Below are 18,218 nucleotides of genomic sequence, written 5' to 3'. Positions count from 1 at the left end.
GATCATTTATCTAAGATTGCAATCTACCTATGATCCCTCTCCGGTTGCATATATTCACAGGTCGGAAAATAGGCCCCGCCTCTTGACCGCAGCCGTTTCGCCCTCCATGTCGGAAAACCGTGTTCCGAAGACTGTGGTGCGGTGCCGCTGATCGGATGCGTTGAAGGTATAGTTGTCCAATGAACGTCGTAGTCGTAGAATCCCCGGCCAAGGCCAAGACGATCAACAAGTATCTGGGTCCCGGATACAAGGTGCTCGCCTCGTTCGGCCATGTGCGCGATCTGCCGGCCAAGGATGGCTCCGTTCTGCCGGACCAGGATTTCGAGATGTTCTGGGAGGTCGATGCCGCCTCGCAAAAACGCATGAAGGACATTGCCGATGCGGTGAAGTCCTCCGACGGCCTGTTTCTCGCGACCGACCCTGATCGCGAAGGGGAAGCGATTTCCTGGCACGTGCTCGACCTTCTGAAAAAGAAGAAGGTGATCGGCGACAAGCCTGTGAAGCGCGTCGTCTTCAACGCGATCACCAAGAAGGCCGTGCTCGACGCCATGGCCAATCCGCGCGATATCGACACGCCGCTGGTCGACGCCTACCTGGCGCGCCGTGCACTCGATTATCTCGTCGGCTTCAATCTGTCGCCGGTTCTCTGGCGCAAGCTGCCGGGTGCGCGCTCAGCCGGTCGCGTGCAGTCTGTGGCGCTGCGCCTCGTCTGCGACCGCGAAAACGAGATCGAACGTTTCGTCGCCGAGGAATACTGGAACATTTCCGCGCTGCTGAAGACGCCGCGCGGTGACGAGTTCGAGGCAAGGCTTGTCTCGCATCTCGGCAAGCGCATGCAGCGCAACTCGGTGACCAATGGCGACCAGGCCTCAGGCATCAAGGCATTGCTCGAGGGTGCAGCCTTCGCTGTTGACAGCGTCGAGGCAAAGCCGGTCAAGCGCAATCCTGGCCCGCCCTTCACCACGTCCACGCTGCAGCAGGCCGCATCCTCGAAGCTCGGCTTCTCTGCGTCGCGCACCATGCAGATCGCCCAGAAGCTCTATGAAGGCATCGACATTGGCGGCGAAACCGTCGGTCTCATTACCTATATGCGTACCGATGGCGTGCAGATGGCGCCCGAAGCGATCGAGGCGGCGCGTGCAGCCGTGCTCGACCAGTTCGGCCCGCGCTATGTGCCGGAGAAGGCGCGCCTCTATTCCACCAAGGCGAAGAACGCCCAGGAAGCCCACGAAGCCATCCGTCCGACCGACTTCAACCGCTCGCCGGACAAGCTTCGCCGCTTCCTCGACAGCGACCAGATGCGGCTCTACGACCTGATCTGGAAGCGCGGCATTGCGAGCCAGATGGCGTCCGCCGAAATCGAGCGCACGACGGTCGAGATCCTCGCAGACAACAAGGGCGAGAAGGCAGGCCTGCGCGCCGTCGGTTCCGTCATTCGTTTCGACGGTTTCATTGCCGCCTATACGGACCAGCGCGAGGAAGGCGAGGCGCCCGAGGATGGTGACGACGAGGATGGTCGTCTGCCCGAGATCAATGCCCGCGAGGCACTGGCCAAGCAAAAGGTGAATTCCAGCCAGCATTTCACCGAGCCGCCGCCGCGTTATTCGGAAGCCTCGCTGATCAAGAAGATGGAAGAGCTCGGCATCGGCCGCCCTTCGACCTATGCAGCGACGCTCAAGACGCTGAGCGACCGCGAATATGTGGTCATGGACAAGCGCAAGCTGATCCCGCATTCGAAGGGGCGTCTGGTCACGGCCTTCCTGGAGAACTTCTTCAACAAGTATGTCGAATATGACTTCACCGCCGAGCTCGAGGAGAAGCTCGACAAGATCTCGGCCGGTGAGCTCAACTGGAAGGACGTGTTGCGCGCCTTCTGGCAGGATTTCTTCGCCCAGATCGAAGACACGAAGGAGTTGCGCGTCACCAACGTGCTCGACGCGCTGAACGAGGCGCTTGCGCCGCTCGTCTTCCCGAAGCGCGAGGACGGATCCGATCCGCGCATCTGCCAGGTCTGCGGCACCGGTAATCTGTCGCTGAAGCTCGGCAAGTACGGCGCCTTTGTCGGCTGCTCGAACTATCCGGAGTGCAACTTCACCCGCCAGCTGTCCTCCGAAGGTGGTGCCGAAGCCGAAGCCGGTGGCAATGAGCCGCGGGCACTTGGGAAAGACCCGGTCACCGAAGAAGAGATCACGCTACGTTCGGGCCGGTTCGGGCCTTACGTCCAGCGGGGCGACGGCAAGGAAGCCAAGCGCTCCTCGCTGCCGAAGGGATGGGCGCCAGCGGATATCGATTTCGAAAAGGCGCTTTCTCTGCTGTCGCTGCCGCGCGACGTGGGTGCGCATCCGGAAACCGGCAAGATGATTTCGGCCGGTCTCGGGCGCTACGGGCCCTTCGTGCTGCATGACGGCACCTATGCCAATCTCGAAGGTATTGAGGACGTGCTGTCGATCGGCCTCAACCGCGCCGTGACCGTCCTCGCCGAAAAGAAGGCCAATCCGGGCGGCCGTGGCCGCACGGCGGCGGTTGCGCTTAAGGAACTCGGAGAGCATCCTGACGGTGGAGCGATGACGGTCCGCGAAGGTCGTTTCGGTCCCTACGTCAATTGGGGCAAGGTGAATGCCACCCTGACGAAGGGCAAGGACCCGCAAAGCGTCACCGTCGAGGAAGCGCTTGTGCTGATCGCCGAGCGGGCGGCCAAGGATGGCGGCGGCAAGAGCAAGACCAAGAAGGCTCCGGCCAAGTCTGCCAAGGCGAAGTCGGACGACGGTGCGGCGGAAAAGCCGAAGAAGACGGCCGCCAAGCCGAAGGCCGCTGCCACCAAGAAGGCGCCGGCCAAAACGGCCACGAAGGCAAAGACAACGAAGAAGAGTGCGACTTGAGCAAGAGACACCGCGACCCCTCCGAGACACCCGGCTCCGGCAACCGCAAGAGCCGGCGTGCGGAAGGCGCGGCCAAGGCGAGGAGCGAAAACCCCACCGCCCTCATCCACGGGGAAGTGCCTCCCCGTGAAGTGCTCATGCAGTTCATCACCGACAATCCGGATCGCGCGTCGAAGCGCGAGATCGCGAAGGCCTTCGGGCTGAAGGGCGAGCAGCGGGTCGAACTCAAGCAGGCGCTGAAGGATCTCGAAGAAGACGGCCTCGTGCAGAAGAGCCGCAAGTCCCTGACACGACCCGGCGCCCTGCCCCCCGTCACGGTTCTCGATATCACGACACGTGACAAGGACGGTGAGCTGATCGGCAGGCCGGCCGAGTGGCCCGAAGAGGCGGGGGCGGCGCCAGCTGTTTTGATCCGCCAGTCGAGTTCCGACCGTTCCAAGGGCAAGACGCCTGTTGGGGGCCTCGGCGACCGGGTGCTTGCCAAGATCTTCGCCAACAAGGACCGATCCGGTCCAGCCTATACCGCCCGTGTGATCAAGATCCTCGATCGTCATGTCGGTGCCGTGATGGGCGTGGTGCGGATGATGCCTGACGGTGGGGCACGCCTGATGCCGATCGAGCGCCGCGGCGAGGAAATGCAGATCGACGCCAGCGACATCGGCGAGGCCAAGGATGGTGATCTGGTCGAGGTGGAAGTCGCGCGTGCCAGCCGTTTCGGCCTGACGCGGGCCAAGGTGCTCAACGTCGTCGGCTCGGTTGCCTCGGAAAAGGCGATCTCGATGATCGCGATCCACGCCCATGGCATTCCGCATATCTTCCCGCAGTCGGTAATATCGGAGGCCGAGGACGCCAAGCCCGCGTCCATGTCGCATCGCGAGGACTGGCGCGACCTGCCGCTCATCACCATCGACCCGCATGACGCCAAGGACCATGACGACGCCGTCTATGCCGAACTCGACACCTCGCCCGACAATCCTGATGGCGTGATCGTGACGGTGGCCATCGCCGATGTCTCCTATTACATCCGGCCGAAATCGGCGCTGGATCGCGAAGCTCTGAAACGCGGCAATTCCGTCTATTTCCCTGATCGCGTCGTGCCGATGCTTCCCGAACGGATCTCCAACGATCTCTGCTCGCTGCGCGAGGGCGTCGACCGGCCGGCGCTTGCCGTGCGCATGGTCTTCTCGCATGAGGGCCGCAAGGCGAGCCATACCTTCCACCGCATCATGATGAAGAGCGCGGCGAAACTCTCATACCAGCAGGCGCAGGCGGCAATCGACGGCAAGACCGACGACAAGACCGGGCCCCTCCTGGAGCCGATCCTGAAGCCCCTGTGGCATGCCTATGCCGTGATGAAGCGCGGCCGTGACCGTCGCCAGCCGCTCGAGCTCGACATGCCGGAGCGCAAGATCATCCTCAAGGAGGACGGCACGGTCGATCGCGTGCATGTGCCCGAGAGGCTTGATGCGCACAAGCTGATCGAAGAGATGATGATCCAGGCGAACGTCGCGGCTGCCGAGACGCTGGAGAAGAAGCGGCAGGCGCTGATCTACCGGATCCATGACGCGCCGACGCTCGCCAAGCAGGAAGTTTTGCGGGAGTTCCTCGCCACGCTCGGCATGTCGCTGGTCAAGGGCGGCAACATGCGCTCCAACTCGTTCAATGGCATTCTGGCGAAAGCCGAAGACACGCCGCATCAGGTCATTGTCAACGAGATGGTGCTGCGCAGTCAGAGCCAGGCGATCTACAGCCCCGACAATATCGGCCATTTCGGCCTCAACCTGATGAAATACGCCCACTTCACCTCGCCGATCCGCCGTTATGCCGACCTCATCGTTCACAGGGCGCTGGTGGGTTCGCTTGGTTTGGGCGAAGGCGGCATCACGCCGGACGAGGAAGCAAGCCTCGAGGACATCGCGGCTGAGATCTCGACCTTCGAGCGCCGCGCGATGGCGGCCGAGCGCGACACGGTTAACCGCTTGATCGCGCATCATCTTGCCGGGCGTATCGGCGATGAGTTCGAGGGACAGATCCGGGGCGTGACCAAGTCCGGCCTTTTCGTCGCCCTGCCGCAATTTGGCGCAGATGGCTTCATCCCGGTTTCCACGCTGGGCCGGGACTACTATATCTACGACGAAGCGCATCAGGCCCTGACGGGCGAGAAGTCCGGGCTCGGTTATCAGCTCGGCGACATCGTCGAGGTCAAGCTTGTTGAAGCGGTGCCACTGGCCGGCGCGCTGCGCTTCGAGATGCTGAGCGAGGGACGCAAGATGCCGGTGGCGACGCGTTCCTTCCACAAGGCAGGACGGCGGAACGGGCACAAGCAGCCCGGCACACGTCCGCCGCGCTCGCGACGTTGACACTTTCGCCCCGGAGGCATGACATGAGCGGCAACCAGACCCAGGCAACGATCCAGTACGGCGGCGGCGAGAAGGCCGATCGCCCGCTCGGTCGCTCGATCAAGCGCGGCATGCTCAATCAATGTCCGTCCTGCGGCTCGGGCAAGCTCTTCCGCAGCTATCTCAAGGTGGTGGATAACTGCGCGGCTTGCGGCGAGGATTATCATCACCATCGGGCGGACGACCTGCCGGCCTATCTCGTAATTCTCATTCTCGGCCACGTCCTGGTCGGCGGCTTCATGGCCACCGATCTGGTCTTCGTTCTGCCTGCCTGGGTGCACTTTGCCATCTGGGCACCGATCGGCGTCGTTACGTCCCTGCTCTGCCTGCAGCCGATCAAAGGCGGAGTGGTCGGGCTGCAATGGGCACTGCGGATGCACGGATTCGGTGGGCATGATGACGCGCCAGAAACCTTCAAGGACGCCCGCGACTGAGTCATCGATCCGTCACGCGGCTGTGGCGGTTTTTCGTTAAACGTCGCCCAGAGGCGCAGTCTTGATTCGTACCGTGAGATCAGAAGCGCTTGACAGGCGTGCGGTTTCCAGTCTGAACATGCCGCGCCGATCGACTATGCCCAGGAGCTGGTACGCGCCGATGCCATCACAGATTTCGACACCTGCGCGCCTGCGGTCATGCCTCAGGCCGGAATGCGACATGAGCGACCGGGTGTCCGATGTCTGAGACGAATGTCGGCCTGAACGGCGATCGCGACGAAATCCACTGGCCCTCGCTTTTCGCAGCGATTTCAGCGATTTCGGCTGTGGGCATTGCAATTGGCCTCGGCCTGCCGCTGCTCAGCATCATTCTCGAAAAGCGCGGCATCTCCTCGACGCTGATCGGTCTCAACTCGGCGATGGCCGGGATCGCCGCCATGGCGGCTGCTCCCGTGACCACCAAACTCGCCCACAAGCTCGGCGTCGTGCCGACCATGCTCTGGGCCGTAGTCCTGTCGGCAGTGAGCGCGATCGGCTTCTATTATGCCGAACAGTTCTGGATGTGGTTTCCGCTGCGCATCGTGTTTCACGGTGCGACCACGACACTCTTCATCCTCTCCGAGTTCTGGATCAATGCGGCGGCCCCTTCGCGCAAGCGCGGCCTCGTGATGGGCATCTACGCCACCATGCTGGCCGTCGGATTTGCCTGTGGTCCACTGCTCTTTTCCGTGCTGGGGAGCGACGGGCTCCTGCCCTTTGGGGTCGGCGCCATCGCGATCCTCGCGGCCGCCATTCCGATCTACATCGCCCGCAACGAAAGCCCGGTGCTGAGCGAAAAGCCGGAGATGCATTTCTTCCGCTACATCTTCCTGGTACCGACAGCGACGGTTGCCGTTTTCGTCTTCGGGGCAGTCGAAGCCGGCGGCCTTTCCCTCTTCCCGATCTATGCCACCCGCAGCGGCTTTACAGAGACGCAGGCAGCGCTTCTCCTGACGGTCATGGGTGTCGGCAACATGATCTTCCAGATCCCGCTGGGGTTGCTCTCCGACCGTATGCGTGACCGGCGCCTGCTTCTGTCGATTCTCGCCATTGTCGGGCTTGCCGGATCCCTGACATTACCCTGGCTGTCCGGCCACTGGCACCTGATGGCCATCGTTCTGCTGTTCTGGGGCGGATGCGTTGCCGGGCTCTACACCGTCGGCCTGAGCCATCTCGGCTCGCGACTCACCGGCGCCGACCTCGCGGCGGCCAATGCCGCCTTCATTTTCTGCTATGCTGTCGGCACCGTCGCCGGTCCTCAGGCCATAGGAGCGGCCATCGATATCACCGGCAATGACGGATTTGCCTGGGCAATTGCGGGCTTCTTCGCGCTCTACGTGGTGCTTTCCCTGGGACGCCTGCTTTTTAAGCCGAAACGCACTTGACTTTTCGGGCGCGATTTGTAGTTTCGCGCCAGATTTGCCGTGGGCCTCGTTCGGTCGTCCACGGCTTCGTTTATTAGAGGCAGGACGACCATGGCCAAGGCTACAACCATCAAGATCAAGCTTCTGTCGACGGCTGACACGGGTTTCTTCTACGTAACCACGAAGAACAGCCGCACGATGACGGAAAAGATGACGAAGACCAAGTACGACCCGGTTGCTAAGAAGCATGTCGAGTTCAAGGAAACCAAGATCAAGTAAGACTTGATCCAGGGCTTCTCAAAAAAGGCGTGTCGCTTCCTGCGACGCGCCTTTTTCTTTTGCAGTGACGCCACCAGCTCCAGGCATATCGCCAAACGAAAAACACCGGCTTCCTTGCGGAAACCGGTGTCCTATTAGGGGGTCGGCCGGCACACAACACGGCACGAGGAACCGTTTTTGACGTTGCATACCAACCGACCGACCCCACGACCCAGGAGATGCGGCGGACCTGAGCATCATGGGGTATTGATGACCTCCGAAGGGGTCTTGTCCGATGGCTGCAAGTTCTCTCAAGTAGAGACAAAAATCAACAGATTATTAACTGCTTACCCGGGCTTCGCTGCTTTATGGTTAAATTAGGCTCAGATGAACTTGCGATTCACAGGTGATAGTCAGTTCTACACACATTGAGACTTGAGAATACCGCAGACACATTTCGGATGTTCTCAAGCTTAGTTGTGAAAGATCACAGAGACTGACTTGAGCGGGTGAGATCAGTCAGTGACAGCGGAACCTAATATTCAATTAAATACAAAACCGAGTAAGCACATTCTCGATCCAGTCGGGCGTCAGTGGCAGGATCAGCCTCAATACTATTCGGGCTGCTAAAAATAAGTCGTTTTGTAACTGCTCAAAAAGTCAGCAAGATTTACCCGGCATGCCAAGGATGGCGGCAATTGAAAAAGCTGTGAAGATCTTTCAGGGCGACGGTCGAAACTTGAGAATTTGTCACTGCCCTTGGGCCCTGGGGTCAAGCAGCAGCGCCCACGACGCGGTTGCGACCGGAGTTCTTCGCTTCATAGAGAGCCCGGTCGGCCTGCTTCAGAAGCTGCTCGGGCGTTTCGATACCGGGACCGATCGTGGCAATGCCCATGGATGCTGTCAGCATCAGAGGGGTCTCACCCGATCGAAGCTGGAAGGGCCGTGCCTCGATCATGCCACGCAGCCTCTCGGCAACGGTTGCGGCGACTTCCGCCGGTGTGTCGGGCATAACGACGACGAATTCCTCGCCGCCAAAACGGCAGGCAAGATCGGCTCCCCGCACGGTCGAGCGGATCCGGCCGGCAAACTCCTTCAGCACTTCGTCGCCGGCATCGTGCCCGTAGACATCGTTCACCTGCTTGAAGCGGTCGATATCGGTGATGCATAGCGTCAGCGGCCGACCACGCACCTTGGCGCGGGCGAACAGTGTGCGCAGATGCGTATCGAGATAGCGGCGATTGTGGAGGCCCGTGAGCCCATCGGTGACGGCAAGTTCGATCGTCTGACGCACACTGTTGCGCAGGCGATCGTTGAAGCGCTTGCGGCGAACCTGTGTCAGCGTGCGGGCGATCATTTCGTTGGGATCGAGCGGGCGCACGATGTAGTCGTTCACGCCGAGATCAAGCGCCCGGATGATCATCTGCTCATCCCCCTGCTCCGTGATCAGGAGAATCGGAATGAAGCGGGTGCGTTCCAGCGAACGGATCTGCGAGCAGAGACGCAAGGGGTCGTAGTCTTCGAGATTGCTGTTGACGATGACCAGATCGAAAGCGTTCTCAGCCGCCTCGAACACCGCCGCCTGCGGGTCTGACATGGCGCTGACTTCGGCAATCGGCTTCAGCGCCTTGATAATGCGCTCCTGGGAGGCACCGCGGCTGTCGACGAGCAGAACCTGCGCCTGCTCTTCGAGGCGCCCCTCGTGGAGCCTGAAGACATCACCGATGCCGGCCTCACGGGTCGTGTCGTGGCGAATGCGCAGCTCGTCCGTCAGCGTCTTCAAGCGCACCAGGCTCTTCACCCGGGAGATGAGCTGCAGGTCGTTGACCGGCTTCGTCAGGAAATCGTCGGCACCGGCCTGCAGACCGCGGACACGATCAGAAGGCTGATCGAGGGCAGTGACCATGACGACCGGGATATGCGCCGTACGCGGGTTGGACTTCAGCCGCTCGCAGACCTCGAATCCGTCCATCTCCGGCATCATGATGTCGAGGAGGATGACGTCGACCTGGGTGCGATCGCAGATATCCAGCGCATCACGGCCATTGCTTGCCGTCAGCACGTCGAAATACTCCGCCATCAGCCGCGCTTCGAGCAGCTTGACGTTGGCAGGAATGTCATCGACGACCAGAATACGGGCAGTCATGGCTGTCAGTCCTCACGCATCTCCGAGATAGGTCTTGATCGTCTCGATAAACTTGGGGACCGAGATGGGTTTGGAGACATAGGCCTCACAGCCACCCTGCCGGATCCGCTCCTCATCGCCCTTCATGGCGAATGCCGTTACGGCAATCACAGGGATCACGTGGAGCTCGGGATCGTCCTTCAGCCACTTGGTCACTTCAAGTCCTGAGACCTCCGGCAACTGGATGTCCATCAGGATCAGATCCGGGCGGTGGCGCCGGGCGAGATCCATGGCTTCCATGCCGTTGCGGGTCTGCACTGTCTCATAGCCGGATGCCTCGATCAGATCGCGGAAGAGCTTCATGTTGAGCTCGTTGTCTTCGACAATCATCACTTTTTTCGGCATTCACCCGGTCCTTTGTCTCGCGCATTCAGTCAGTCCGGAACACCGGACCCAGCGCGAGTTGCGTCTTCCGTCAGCGAACATGCTAGTGCTATTTGGTTTCGAAATCGGTAATTTGCCAGGGCAAGAGGAAAAGACTTTATGAAAAACAGAGATATACCTGCCGATGCCGAAGCCACTGCGGTTGCCGTGCTTGGCTGGTTGGCAAATGAACCGGAGATGCTGTCGCGTTTCCTCGCATTGTCTGGCGTACAGCCGACACAGCTTCGCCAGGCGGTCGGCGACCCGGCCTTTCTCGCCGGCATGCTGGAGTTTCTGATGCAGCACGAACCGACGCTGATGGAATTCTGCACCGCGACGGACACCAAGCCTGAAACGGTGGTCGAGGCCTATCACCGCTACGCCGGTCCGAGCTTCGATTCGGCCGATTTCTGATGCTGACGGATCTCGACCACATCCGCCTGACGGACAGGCCTTTGATCGTCTGCGATGTCGATGATGTCGTCCTGCAGTTCGCCGCACCGTTCGAGGCCTTCCTGCAGAGCCGCGGCCACAGGCTGTTGCCGCGCTCCTTCAAGCTGACCGGCAACATCGTCACCGGCGCCGATGAAAGCGTGATCGAAGCGCCAGCCGTCAAGGCGTTGATCGATGATTTCTTCGTCGAGCAGGAGCGCTGGCAGACGCCGTTTGCCGATGCGGTCGACAGCCTTCATGCGCTCGGCCAGGATGCGGATCTCGTGTTCCTCACTGCCATGCCGCCTCGCCACGCCGAGGTGCGGCGACGGCTGCTCGACCAGCTGACACTGACCTTTCCCATGATTGCAACGGAAGAGGCCAAGGGACCGATGGTCGCGGCGTTGCAAGGGGAACGGCCCCTGCCCGTCGCATTCGTCGACGACATGGTGCACAATCTGCACTCGGTCGGCCAGCACGTGCCAGACTGCCTTTTGATCTATCTTCCGCCACCGCTCGAAATCTTCCGCTTCGCACCCGAGCCACCCGAAACGGTCCGGCGTGTCGGCACCTGGCCGGAGGCGTCCGAGCTGATCCGATCGCATTTCGCGGGCTAACCGAACGACAACCGCTCGTCCCGGCCTTGCTGCCCTTGCCTGCATTCGCAGCGCGGCCTATGGTGGGAATGTTCAACCTTTGTTCTGGCCATGACGCGCGCTGCTCCTGATCACCCTGGCTTTTGCCGTGACTGCCTGACAGGGCAGGCCGATGGTGCACGGCGTTGTCGTTCCTGCGGCAGCCCGAGGCTCGTCTACCATTCCGAACTCTACGACCTGTCGATCGCGCATATCGATTGTGATGCTTTCTACGCCTCGGTGGAGAAGCGCGACAATCCGGAGCTGATCGACAAGCCCGTGATCATCGGCGGCGGCAAGCGCGGAGTCGTCTCCACCGCCTGCTACGTCGCACGCATCCATGGGGTGCGGTCTGCCATGCCGATGTTCAAGGCTCTGGAAGCCTGTCCGCAGGCCGTGGTCATCAAGCCCGACATGGAGAAGTATTCGCGCGTCGGCCGCGAAATCCGGGCGATGATGGAGGAACTGACACCGCTCGTGCAGCCGATCTCGATCGACGAGGCCTTTCTCGATCTTCGAGGCACCGAACTGCTGCATCACGATCCGCCGGCCCGGGTGCTGGCAAGGCTTGCCCGACGCATCGAGCAGGAGATCGGCATTACCGTTTCCGTCGGGCTGTCCTACTGCAAGTTCCTCGCCAAGGTCGCGTCCGACCTGCAGAAGCCGCGCGGTTTCTCCGTCATCGGCGAGGCCGAGGCGGTCTCCTTCCTTGCCGACAAGCCGGTCACGATGATCTGGGGTGTCGGAAAGGCACTTGCCACAACGCTACAGGCCGACGGCATCCGGACCATCGGCCAGCTCCAGGTGATGGACGAGAGCGATCTCATGCGCCGCTATGGCTCGATGGGGCAGCGTCTGGCGCGTCTGTCCCGCGGCATCGACGAGCGGACGGTGCATCCGAACGACCCGGCCAAAAGCGTCTCGGCCGAGACGACCTTCTTCGACGACATTCACCGGCTCGACGATCTCGTGGTGCATTTGCGGGCCTTGTCCGAGAAAGTCGCATGGCGACTGAAGCGACACGATATCGCCGGGCAGACGGTCGTCCTGAAGCTCAAGACGACCGATTTCAAGCTCAGGACGCGCAATCGACGGCTGGATGACCCCACCCAGCTGGCCGATCGGATCTTCCGCACCGGCATGTCGCTGCTGGAGAAGGAAACGGATGGAACGCGATTCCGGCTGATCGGCATCGGCGTCAGCGATTTGCAGGATCCGATGCTTGCCGACCCGCCTGACCTCGTTGACGCCCAGGCGGCGCGGCGGGCAGCGGCGGAGGCGGCGATGGACAAATTGCGCGACAAGTTCGGCAAGGGTACGGTTCAGACGGGTTACACTTTCCCGTCCAAACGATAGGCGACTACGTGGCGCAGGCACCCTCCATCATCACGGATCACAGCCGGCTCCCAGGGCGCCAGGGCGGATACATGCGGCTCTTGCGTTTTGCTGCCGCCCATCGCCGCACGCGGCCTAACGACCTGTTGCTCGGCATCATCCTGGCTTTTGTCGCGGGCGCGATGAATGCCGGCGGCTTCCTTGCCATCGGTCACTACACCTCGCACATGACCGGCATCGTCTCCGCGATTGCCGACAATCTGGCACTCGGGCTTTTCGGGCTGGTCGGCGCCGGCATCGCACTTCTGGTCAGCTTCACGCTCGGCGCTTCGTGCTCGGCAGTCCTTATCAACTGGGCCCGGCGCCATGCGCGCCGACAGCAATATGCCTATCCGCTGGCGCTCGAATCCGGCCTGCTGATCGCCTTTGCCGGGATCGGCGCCGTCGTGCCGGCGGCTTCAGCCGCAGCGGTGACGGCCCTTCTCCTCTGCTTCGTGATGGGCCTCCAGAACGCGACGATCACCAAGATCTCCGGCGCCCGCATCCGCACCACCCACCTGACCGGCATGATTACCGATGTCGGCATCGAATTCGGCAAGCTCGCCTATGGCCGGATCGTCCGGCTCCTCGATCATCCACCGCTTGCAACGGACGGCCGCAAGCTCGGCATCCTACTGCCCATCGTTGGCATGTTCTTCGTCGGCGGCCTCGTCGGTGCTCTCGGCTTCAAGCATATCGGCCATGCCTTTTCCCTGCCGCTTGCGGCCCTGCTGCTCGTGGTCGTCTCACCGCAACTGCGATCGCGGCAGACAGCCACCCCGTGAACAAGTCACAGCTCGTGACAAGTGTGGAAACACGATCACAGCCGCGTGAGTAGCAACGCAACGGCTTTTCGCGAAACTTTTCTTAAACATCGTCGCTTAGACTGCGACTGCTTGTGTATTGCGTTTCAAATGGTCGACCATGTTTCAGCGTTTCGCCCTCGCCGTCAGCCTGTCTCTCATGTCCAGCACGGCGCTTGCCGCCGATGGTCCGCTCCAGATCTATATCTCAAAGGCGGAACAGACGCTGACCGTCTACGACGGTGACGAGGTGGTGGCGACGACAAAAGTCTCGACCGGCAAGCCCGGACATACCACGCCATCGGGGATCTTCTCGATCCTGGAGAAGCGCAAGTATCACGAGTCCAACCTCTATTCGAACGCGCCCATGCCCTTCATGCAACGTCTGACCTGGTCGGGCATCGCGTTGCACGAGGGCAAGCTGCCCGGCTATCCGGCCTCGCATGGTTGCGTGCGCCTGCCGAACGGCTTCGCCAAGACGCTCTTTTCCATGACCGAGCGCGGCGCGCATGTGATCATCACCGACGATGCCATAGCGCCAAAGTCCATCACCCACGCCAATCTGTTCACGCCGCGCCTCCCGGTTGACGATGGTGGGCTGCTGTCGGACGTAGAGCTCAGGCCCGGACGTGTCGAGGCGGGGCTGGGCCCCGTCGAAGTGGCCATGAACGCAGTTCCACCGCGCAGCGGCGCCGAGACAAAGGTGACGATCGAGGAACCACCTCCGCTGCGTATTCTGATTACACGACGCACCCAGCGCGACGTCGTGTCCGACGTCCAGCGGCTTCTCGGCACGCTCGGCTTCGATGCCGGCGTTTCCGATGGCTTGCTCGGCACGCGGACCATTGCGGCAATCAATGCGTTCAAGGAGAAGCATGAGATAGCAAAGGACGCACAGATCCTGTCTGAGACTTTTCTCGGGACGCTCTATATGCAGGCCGGCGAGGACCACCCGCCGACGGGCCAGCTGATGATCCGGCAGAAATTCGCGCCACTCTTTTCAGCCCCCGTCAACATCCGGGAGCCAGAGAAGGCGCTTGGCACCCATTTCATCGAAGCGACTGCTGTCGATCGCTACAAGCGCAAGGCCGAATGGCGTGGCGTGACGCTCGATGACCACCTTCCTGCATCGACGCAGAAGCGTCTTGGCATCGTCACCCCGGCGGACGACAAGTCGATCTTCTCGGCCGAGGCAGCGCTGTCGCGCATCGTCATCCCGGACGACGTGCGTGCCCGCATCGAAACCATGCTGAGCGAGGGATCCTCGATCACCATCTCGGATACCGGCATCGGCCCGGAGACCGGCGACGGGACAGACTTCATCACCGTGACGCGTTCGAAGCCGCAGGCCTGACGATCAGACCAGTTCTACGTCGAGAACACCGGGGGTGGAGCGCATCGCGGCGGCGATCTCCGGGGAGATGCGGAAGCGCTCCGTCAGTTCCACCTCGATTTCACGCTGGCCTTCATCCTTGATCACGATGAAGGAGACAAGCCCGTCGCCCCTTGCGTTCAGATGTGCAGCGACGGCGCGCAAGGGACCGGAATCCCGGACGAAGACGCGCATCGCCTTCTGCATGCGGATCGACTGTTCTTCGAGCGACTGCGCCGTCTGGATGCGCAGGCCGATGCCCTCGGGGCGCTCTTCCGCCTGCACGGTCAGCACCAGCGACTTGCCGGCCTCAAGCAGGTCGCGATACTGGTTGAGACCTTCCGAGAAAAGAACCGCTTCATACTGGCCGGAGGCATCCGAGAAGGTAATGATGCCCATCTTGTTGCCGGTGCGGGTCTTGCGCTCCTGGCGAGAGATGACGGTGCCGGCGAGCCGGCCGGCGGAGGCGCCCTGCTTTACGGCAACAGAGAAATCCGCGAAATTCTGGACGCGCAGTTTGTCGAGCAGGTCTCTGTATGCGTCGAGGGGGTGAGCGGAGAGATAGAAGCCGAGCACCTGGAATTCCCGCATCAGCTTTTCCGAGGAAAGCCAGGGCGTATAGGGTGCAAAGGCGATCCGTTCGGGCCCGCTTGCACCGCCGGAGCCGAACATGTCGGACTGGCCGCTGACGGCATTTTCCTGGGCCCGCTGGGCATAACCCATGATGCGATCGATGCTGCCGACGAGTTCGGCGCGGTCGCGACCGAAGCAGTCAAAGGCACCGGCGGCGATCAGGCTTTCAAAGACACGGCGGTTGATCTGTTTCGGATCGATCCTGAGGCAGAAATCCTCGATGCTGTCGAAAGGCTTGTCGCCTCGGACCTCAACGATGTGATCGACGGCGCCTTCTCCGACACCCTTGAGAGCGGCGAGCGCGTAGTAGATGCGATTCGGCCCGGTCTGGAAGTGCCGATAGGAAGTCTGGACGGAAGGCGGCACGACTTCGATGCCGAGACGGCCGGCATCCTGGCGGAAGTCGACGAGCTTTTCGGTGTTCGACATGTCGAGCGTCATCGATGCGGCGAGGAACTCGACCGGATAATGAGCCTTCATGTAGGCCGTCTGATAGGAGACGATGGCGTAGGCTGCGGCGTGCGACTTGTTGAAGCCGTAGTTGGCGAATTTTGCCAGCAGTTCGAAGATGTTGTTCGCCTGTGGCTTGGAGACCCCATTCTTCATCGCGCCGTCGACGAAACGGACCGACTGCTGGTCCATCTCCGCCTTGATCTTCTTACCCATGGCGCGGCGCAAAAGGTCGGCTTCGCCGAGCGAGTAGCCCGACAGGACCTGCGCGATCTGCATGACCTGTTCCTGGTAGACGATAACGCCCTGAGTTTCCTTGAGCAGGTAGTCGATCTTCGGATGGATCGAGGCGATCTCCTCCTCGCCATGCTTGCGGGCATTGTAGACGGGGATGTTTTCCATCGGGCCCGGACGATAAAGCGCGACGAGCGCGATGATGTCCTCGATGCAGTCGGGGCGCATGCCGATCAGGGCCTTGCGCATGCCGGCACTTTCTACCTGGAACACGCCGACCGTTTCACCACGCGAGAGCATTTCGTAGGTCAAGGTGTCATCGAGCGGAATGGCCGCGAGATCGACCTTGTGGCCACGCTGCTCCTCGACGAAATCGACAGCCGTCTTCAGGACAGTCAGCGTCTTCAGGCCGAGGAAGTCGAACTTAACGAGACCGGCTTGTTCGACCCATTTCATGTTGAACTGGGTCACCGGCATGTCGGAGCGCGGATCGCGGTACATCGGCACCAGCTTCGACAGCGGACGATCGCCGATGACGATACCGGCAGCGTGGGTCGAGGCGTGGCGGTAGAGACCCTCGATCTTCTGGGCTATCTCAAGAAGCCGCGCCACCACGGGCTCCTCCTCGGCAGCCTCTTGAAGCTTGGGCTCCTCCTCGATCGCCTTTGAGAGCGGCGTCGGATTGGCAGGATTGTTCGGCACCAGCTTGCAGATCTTGTCGACCTGGCCATAGGGCATTTCCAGCACGCGGCCGACGTCGCGCAGGGCCGCGCGGGCCTGCAACGAACCGAAGGTAATGATCTGGCCCACCTGCTCGCGACCATACTTTCGCTGAACGTAGCGAATGACCTCTTCGCGGCGCTCCTGACAGAAGTCGATGTCGAAGTCGGGCATCGAGACGCGTTCCGGGTTGAGGAAGCGTTCGAAGAGCAGCGAGAAGCGCAAGGGATCGACGTCGGTGATGGTCAGGGCATAGGCGACGAGCGAGCCCGCACCCGAACCACGGCCCGGACCGACCGGGATGTCATGCTGTTTCGCCCATTTGATGAAGTCCGAAACGATCAGGAAGTAGCCTGGGAACTTCATGCGTTCGATGACCGAGAGCTCGAACTCCAGCCGGTCGCGATAATCCTTTTCCTCGTAGCCCGGCGCCATGCCGAGGGCTGCCAGACGCTGGTCGAGCCCCTCCTCCGCCTGACGGCGCAGCTCGAGTGCTTCCTCTCGTTCGGCTTCTTCTGGATCGTCGCTGCCACCGGTAAAGCGCGGCAAGATGGGCTTGCGGGTATCGAGAACGAAGCAGCAGCGACGGGCGATCTCGACGGAATTCTCCAGCGCTTCCGGCAGGTCGGCGAAGAGCTTCATCATGTCCGCCCGGCTCTTCAGATAATGATCGGGGGTCAGGCGGAAGCGGTCATCGTTCGAGACGATGGCATTGTGAGCGACCGCCATCAGGGCGTCATGGGCATCGTAATCGTCGCGGGCCGGGAAGAAAGCCTCGTTGGTCGCGACCAGCGGCAGATCATGCTCATAGGCGAGCTGGACCATGCGCAGCTCATGCGTGCGATCATAGTCGCCATGGCGCTGCAGTTCTACATAAAGGCGATCGCCGAACAGGTGCTTCAATGCGACGAGGCGGCTTTCGGCCTGGGTCTTGTGACCGTCTTTGAGGATACGATCGACCGGCCCGCCACCGGCGCCCGTCAACAGGATCAGGCCCTCGGTGCCGCTCTCTTCGAGCCAGGAAAGCTTTACATGGGTCGGCTGCCCCGCGTCGCCGCCGAGATAGGCCCGGCTGACGAGATCGACGAGGCGCTCATAGCCGTCAGCGTCGGAGGCCAGGACCACAACCGACGGCAGATCCGGCATGTGGCCATTACCGCCACGCTTCTCGCCGGTCGAATCTTCCATGTCGATCGACAGCTGGCAGCCGATGATCGGCTGGATGCCATCGCCGAGCGCCTTCTGGGAAAACTCGAGCGCAACGAAAAGATTGTTTGTGTCAGTGATCGCGATCGCCGGCTGGTCGTCGGCGACAGCTTTGCCAAGGATCTTCTTGAGCGGCAGAGCGCCCTCAAGCAGCGAATAGGCAGAATGCACCCGCAAGTGCACGAATCCCGGGCCATCACCCAGTCCACCGGACGCCTGCCTGTCGACGCTGTCCTCGCCCATACCGCTTCATTCCCTGATTTCTGAATCGGTCGGGATTTTCGGCTTTCAGGCTCACGAAGTCCAGAAGGAAGTCGGGCGGCAAAGCCTTCCTCACCAGCTTTGCCGCCCGCAGTATCAGAGCGCCATCATCAGCAGCGCCATGCTGGATACAAAAACGGCCATCGAGGCAAATGCAGCAACGTCACGAAGAATTTC

13 protein-coding genes are annotated in these 18,218 nt (G+C 61.4%); 10 read left to right on the top strand and 3 right to left on the bottom strand.

Features of this window, described 5'->3' with window-relative positions; genetic code table 11:
* Positions 1–179 precede the first annotated feature (179 nt).
* The 5 genes from topA (at position 180) to rpmG (ending at position 7,394) form a co-directional block, all read left to right on the top strand.
* Positions 180–2,879, top strand: coding sequence for a type I DNA topoisomerase (gene topA / locus GH983_RS06710; RefSeq protein ID WP_153761992.1), 2,700 nt, complete (start codon positions 180–182; stop codon positions 2,877–2,879).
* A gap of 137 nt (positions 2,880–3,016) precedes the next feature.
* Positions 3,017–5,239 (top strand): ribonuclease R, encoded by a 2,223-nt coding sequence (gene rnr / locus GH983_RS06705; RefSeq protein ID WP_246727552.1) that lies wholly within the window; start codon positions 3,017–3,019, stop codon positions 5,237–5,239.
* 23 nt (positions 5,240–5,262) lie between these two features.
* Positions 5,263–5,712, top strand: coding sequence for a DUF983 domain-containing protein (locus GH983_RS06700; protein WP_153761990.1), 450 nt, complete (start codon positions 5,263–5,265; stop codon positions 5,710–5,712).
* A gap of 239 nt (positions 5,713–5,951) precedes the next feature.
* Positions 5,952–7,136 carry an MFS transporter gene (locus GH983_RS06695; protein WP_054150646.1) on the top strand — a complete coding sequence of 395 codons (1,185 nt, stop codon included), beginning with the start codon at positions 5,952–5,954 and terminating at the stop codon, positions 7,134–7,136.
* Positions 7,137–7,226: 90 nt separating this feature from the next.
* On the top strand, positions 7,227–7,394 hold the full coding sequence (rpmG, locus tag GH983_RS06690; RefSeq protein ID WP_006727600.1) for a 50S ribosomal protein L33: 168 nt from the start codon (positions 7,227–7,229) through the stop codon (positions 7,392–7,394).
* A gap of 751 nt (positions 7,395–8,145) precedes the next feature.
* Here rpmG and GH983_RS06685 read toward each other — a convergent pair.
* Both GH983_RS06685 and GH983_RS06680 read right to left on the bottom strand, forming a co-directional pair.
* Entirely contained in the window at positions 8,146–9,519 is a 1,374-nt protein-coding gene (locus GH983_RS06685) for a PleD family two-component system response regulator (RefSeq protein ID WP_054150645.1), read from the bottom strand.
* 12 nt (positions 9,520–9,531) lie between these two features.
* The gene (locus GH983_RS06680; protein WP_054150644.1) at positions 9,532–9,903 is read right to left on the bottom strand and encodes a response regulator; all 372 of its coding nucleotides are present in this window, start codon (positions 9,901–9,903) and stop codon (positions 9,532–9,534) included.
* 138 nt (positions 9,904–10,041) lie between these two features.
* Between GH983_RS06680 and GH983_RS06675 the strand changes: the two genes are divergently transcribed.
* From GH983_RS06675 to GH983_RS06655, 5 genes are all read left to right on the top strand, one after another.
* On the top strand, positions 10,042–10,335 hold the full coding sequence (locus tag GH983_RS06675) for a DUF3572 domain-containing protein (protein WP_054150643.1): 294 nt from the start codon (positions 10,042–10,044) through the stop codon (positions 10,333–10,335).
* The gene (locus tag GH983_RS06670) at positions 10,335–10,970 is read left to right on the top strand and encodes a hypothetical protein (protein WP_153761989.1); all 636 of its coding nucleotides are present in this window, start codon (positions 10,335–10,337) and stop codon (positions 10,968–10,970) included. Before GH983_RS06675 ends, GH983_RS06670 begins: the two co-directional genes overlap by 1 nt.
* Before the next feature lie 90 nt (positions 10,971–11,060).
* Positions 11,061–12,344 carry a DNA polymerase IV gene (locus GH983_RS06665; RefSeq protein WP_153761988.1) on the top strand — a complete coding sequence of 428 codons (1,284 nt, stop codon included), beginning with the start codon at positions 11,061–11,063 and terminating at the stop codon, positions 12,342–12,344.
* A gap of 71 nt (positions 12,345–12,415) precedes the next feature.
* The gene (locus GH983_RS06660) at positions 12,416–13,147 is read left to right on the top strand and encodes a YoaK family protein (protein WP_246727513.1); all 732 of its coding nucleotides are present in this window, start codon (positions 12,416–12,418) and stop codon (positions 13,145–13,147) included.
* A gap of 139 nt (positions 13,148–13,286) precedes the next feature.
* On the top strand, positions 13,287–14,519 hold the full coding sequence (locus GH983_RS06655) for a L,D-transpeptidase (RefSeq protein ID WP_153761986.1): 1,233 nt from the start codon (positions 13,287–13,289) through the stop codon (positions 14,517–14,519).
* Between the two features lie 3 nt (positions 14,520–14,522).
* Here GH983_RS06655 and dnaE read toward each other — a convergent pair whose 3' ends face one another.
* Complete coding sequence (gene dnaE / locus GH983_RS06650; RefSeq protein WP_153761985.1) at positions 14,523–18,023, bottom strand: DNA polymerase III subunit alpha; 3,501 nt, start codon at positions 18,021–18,023, stop codon at positions 14,523–14,525.
* Positions 18,024–18,218 lie beyond the last annotated feature (195 nt).

The organism is Agrobacterium sp. MA01 (assembly GCF_009650195.1).
Lineage (GTDB): Bacteria > Pseudomonadota > Alphaproteobacteria > Rhizobiales > Rhizobiaceae > Allorhizobium.
The sequence above is the reverse complement of the archived record's forward strand: the minus strand, read 5'-3'. Positions and strand labels throughout refer to the sequence as shown.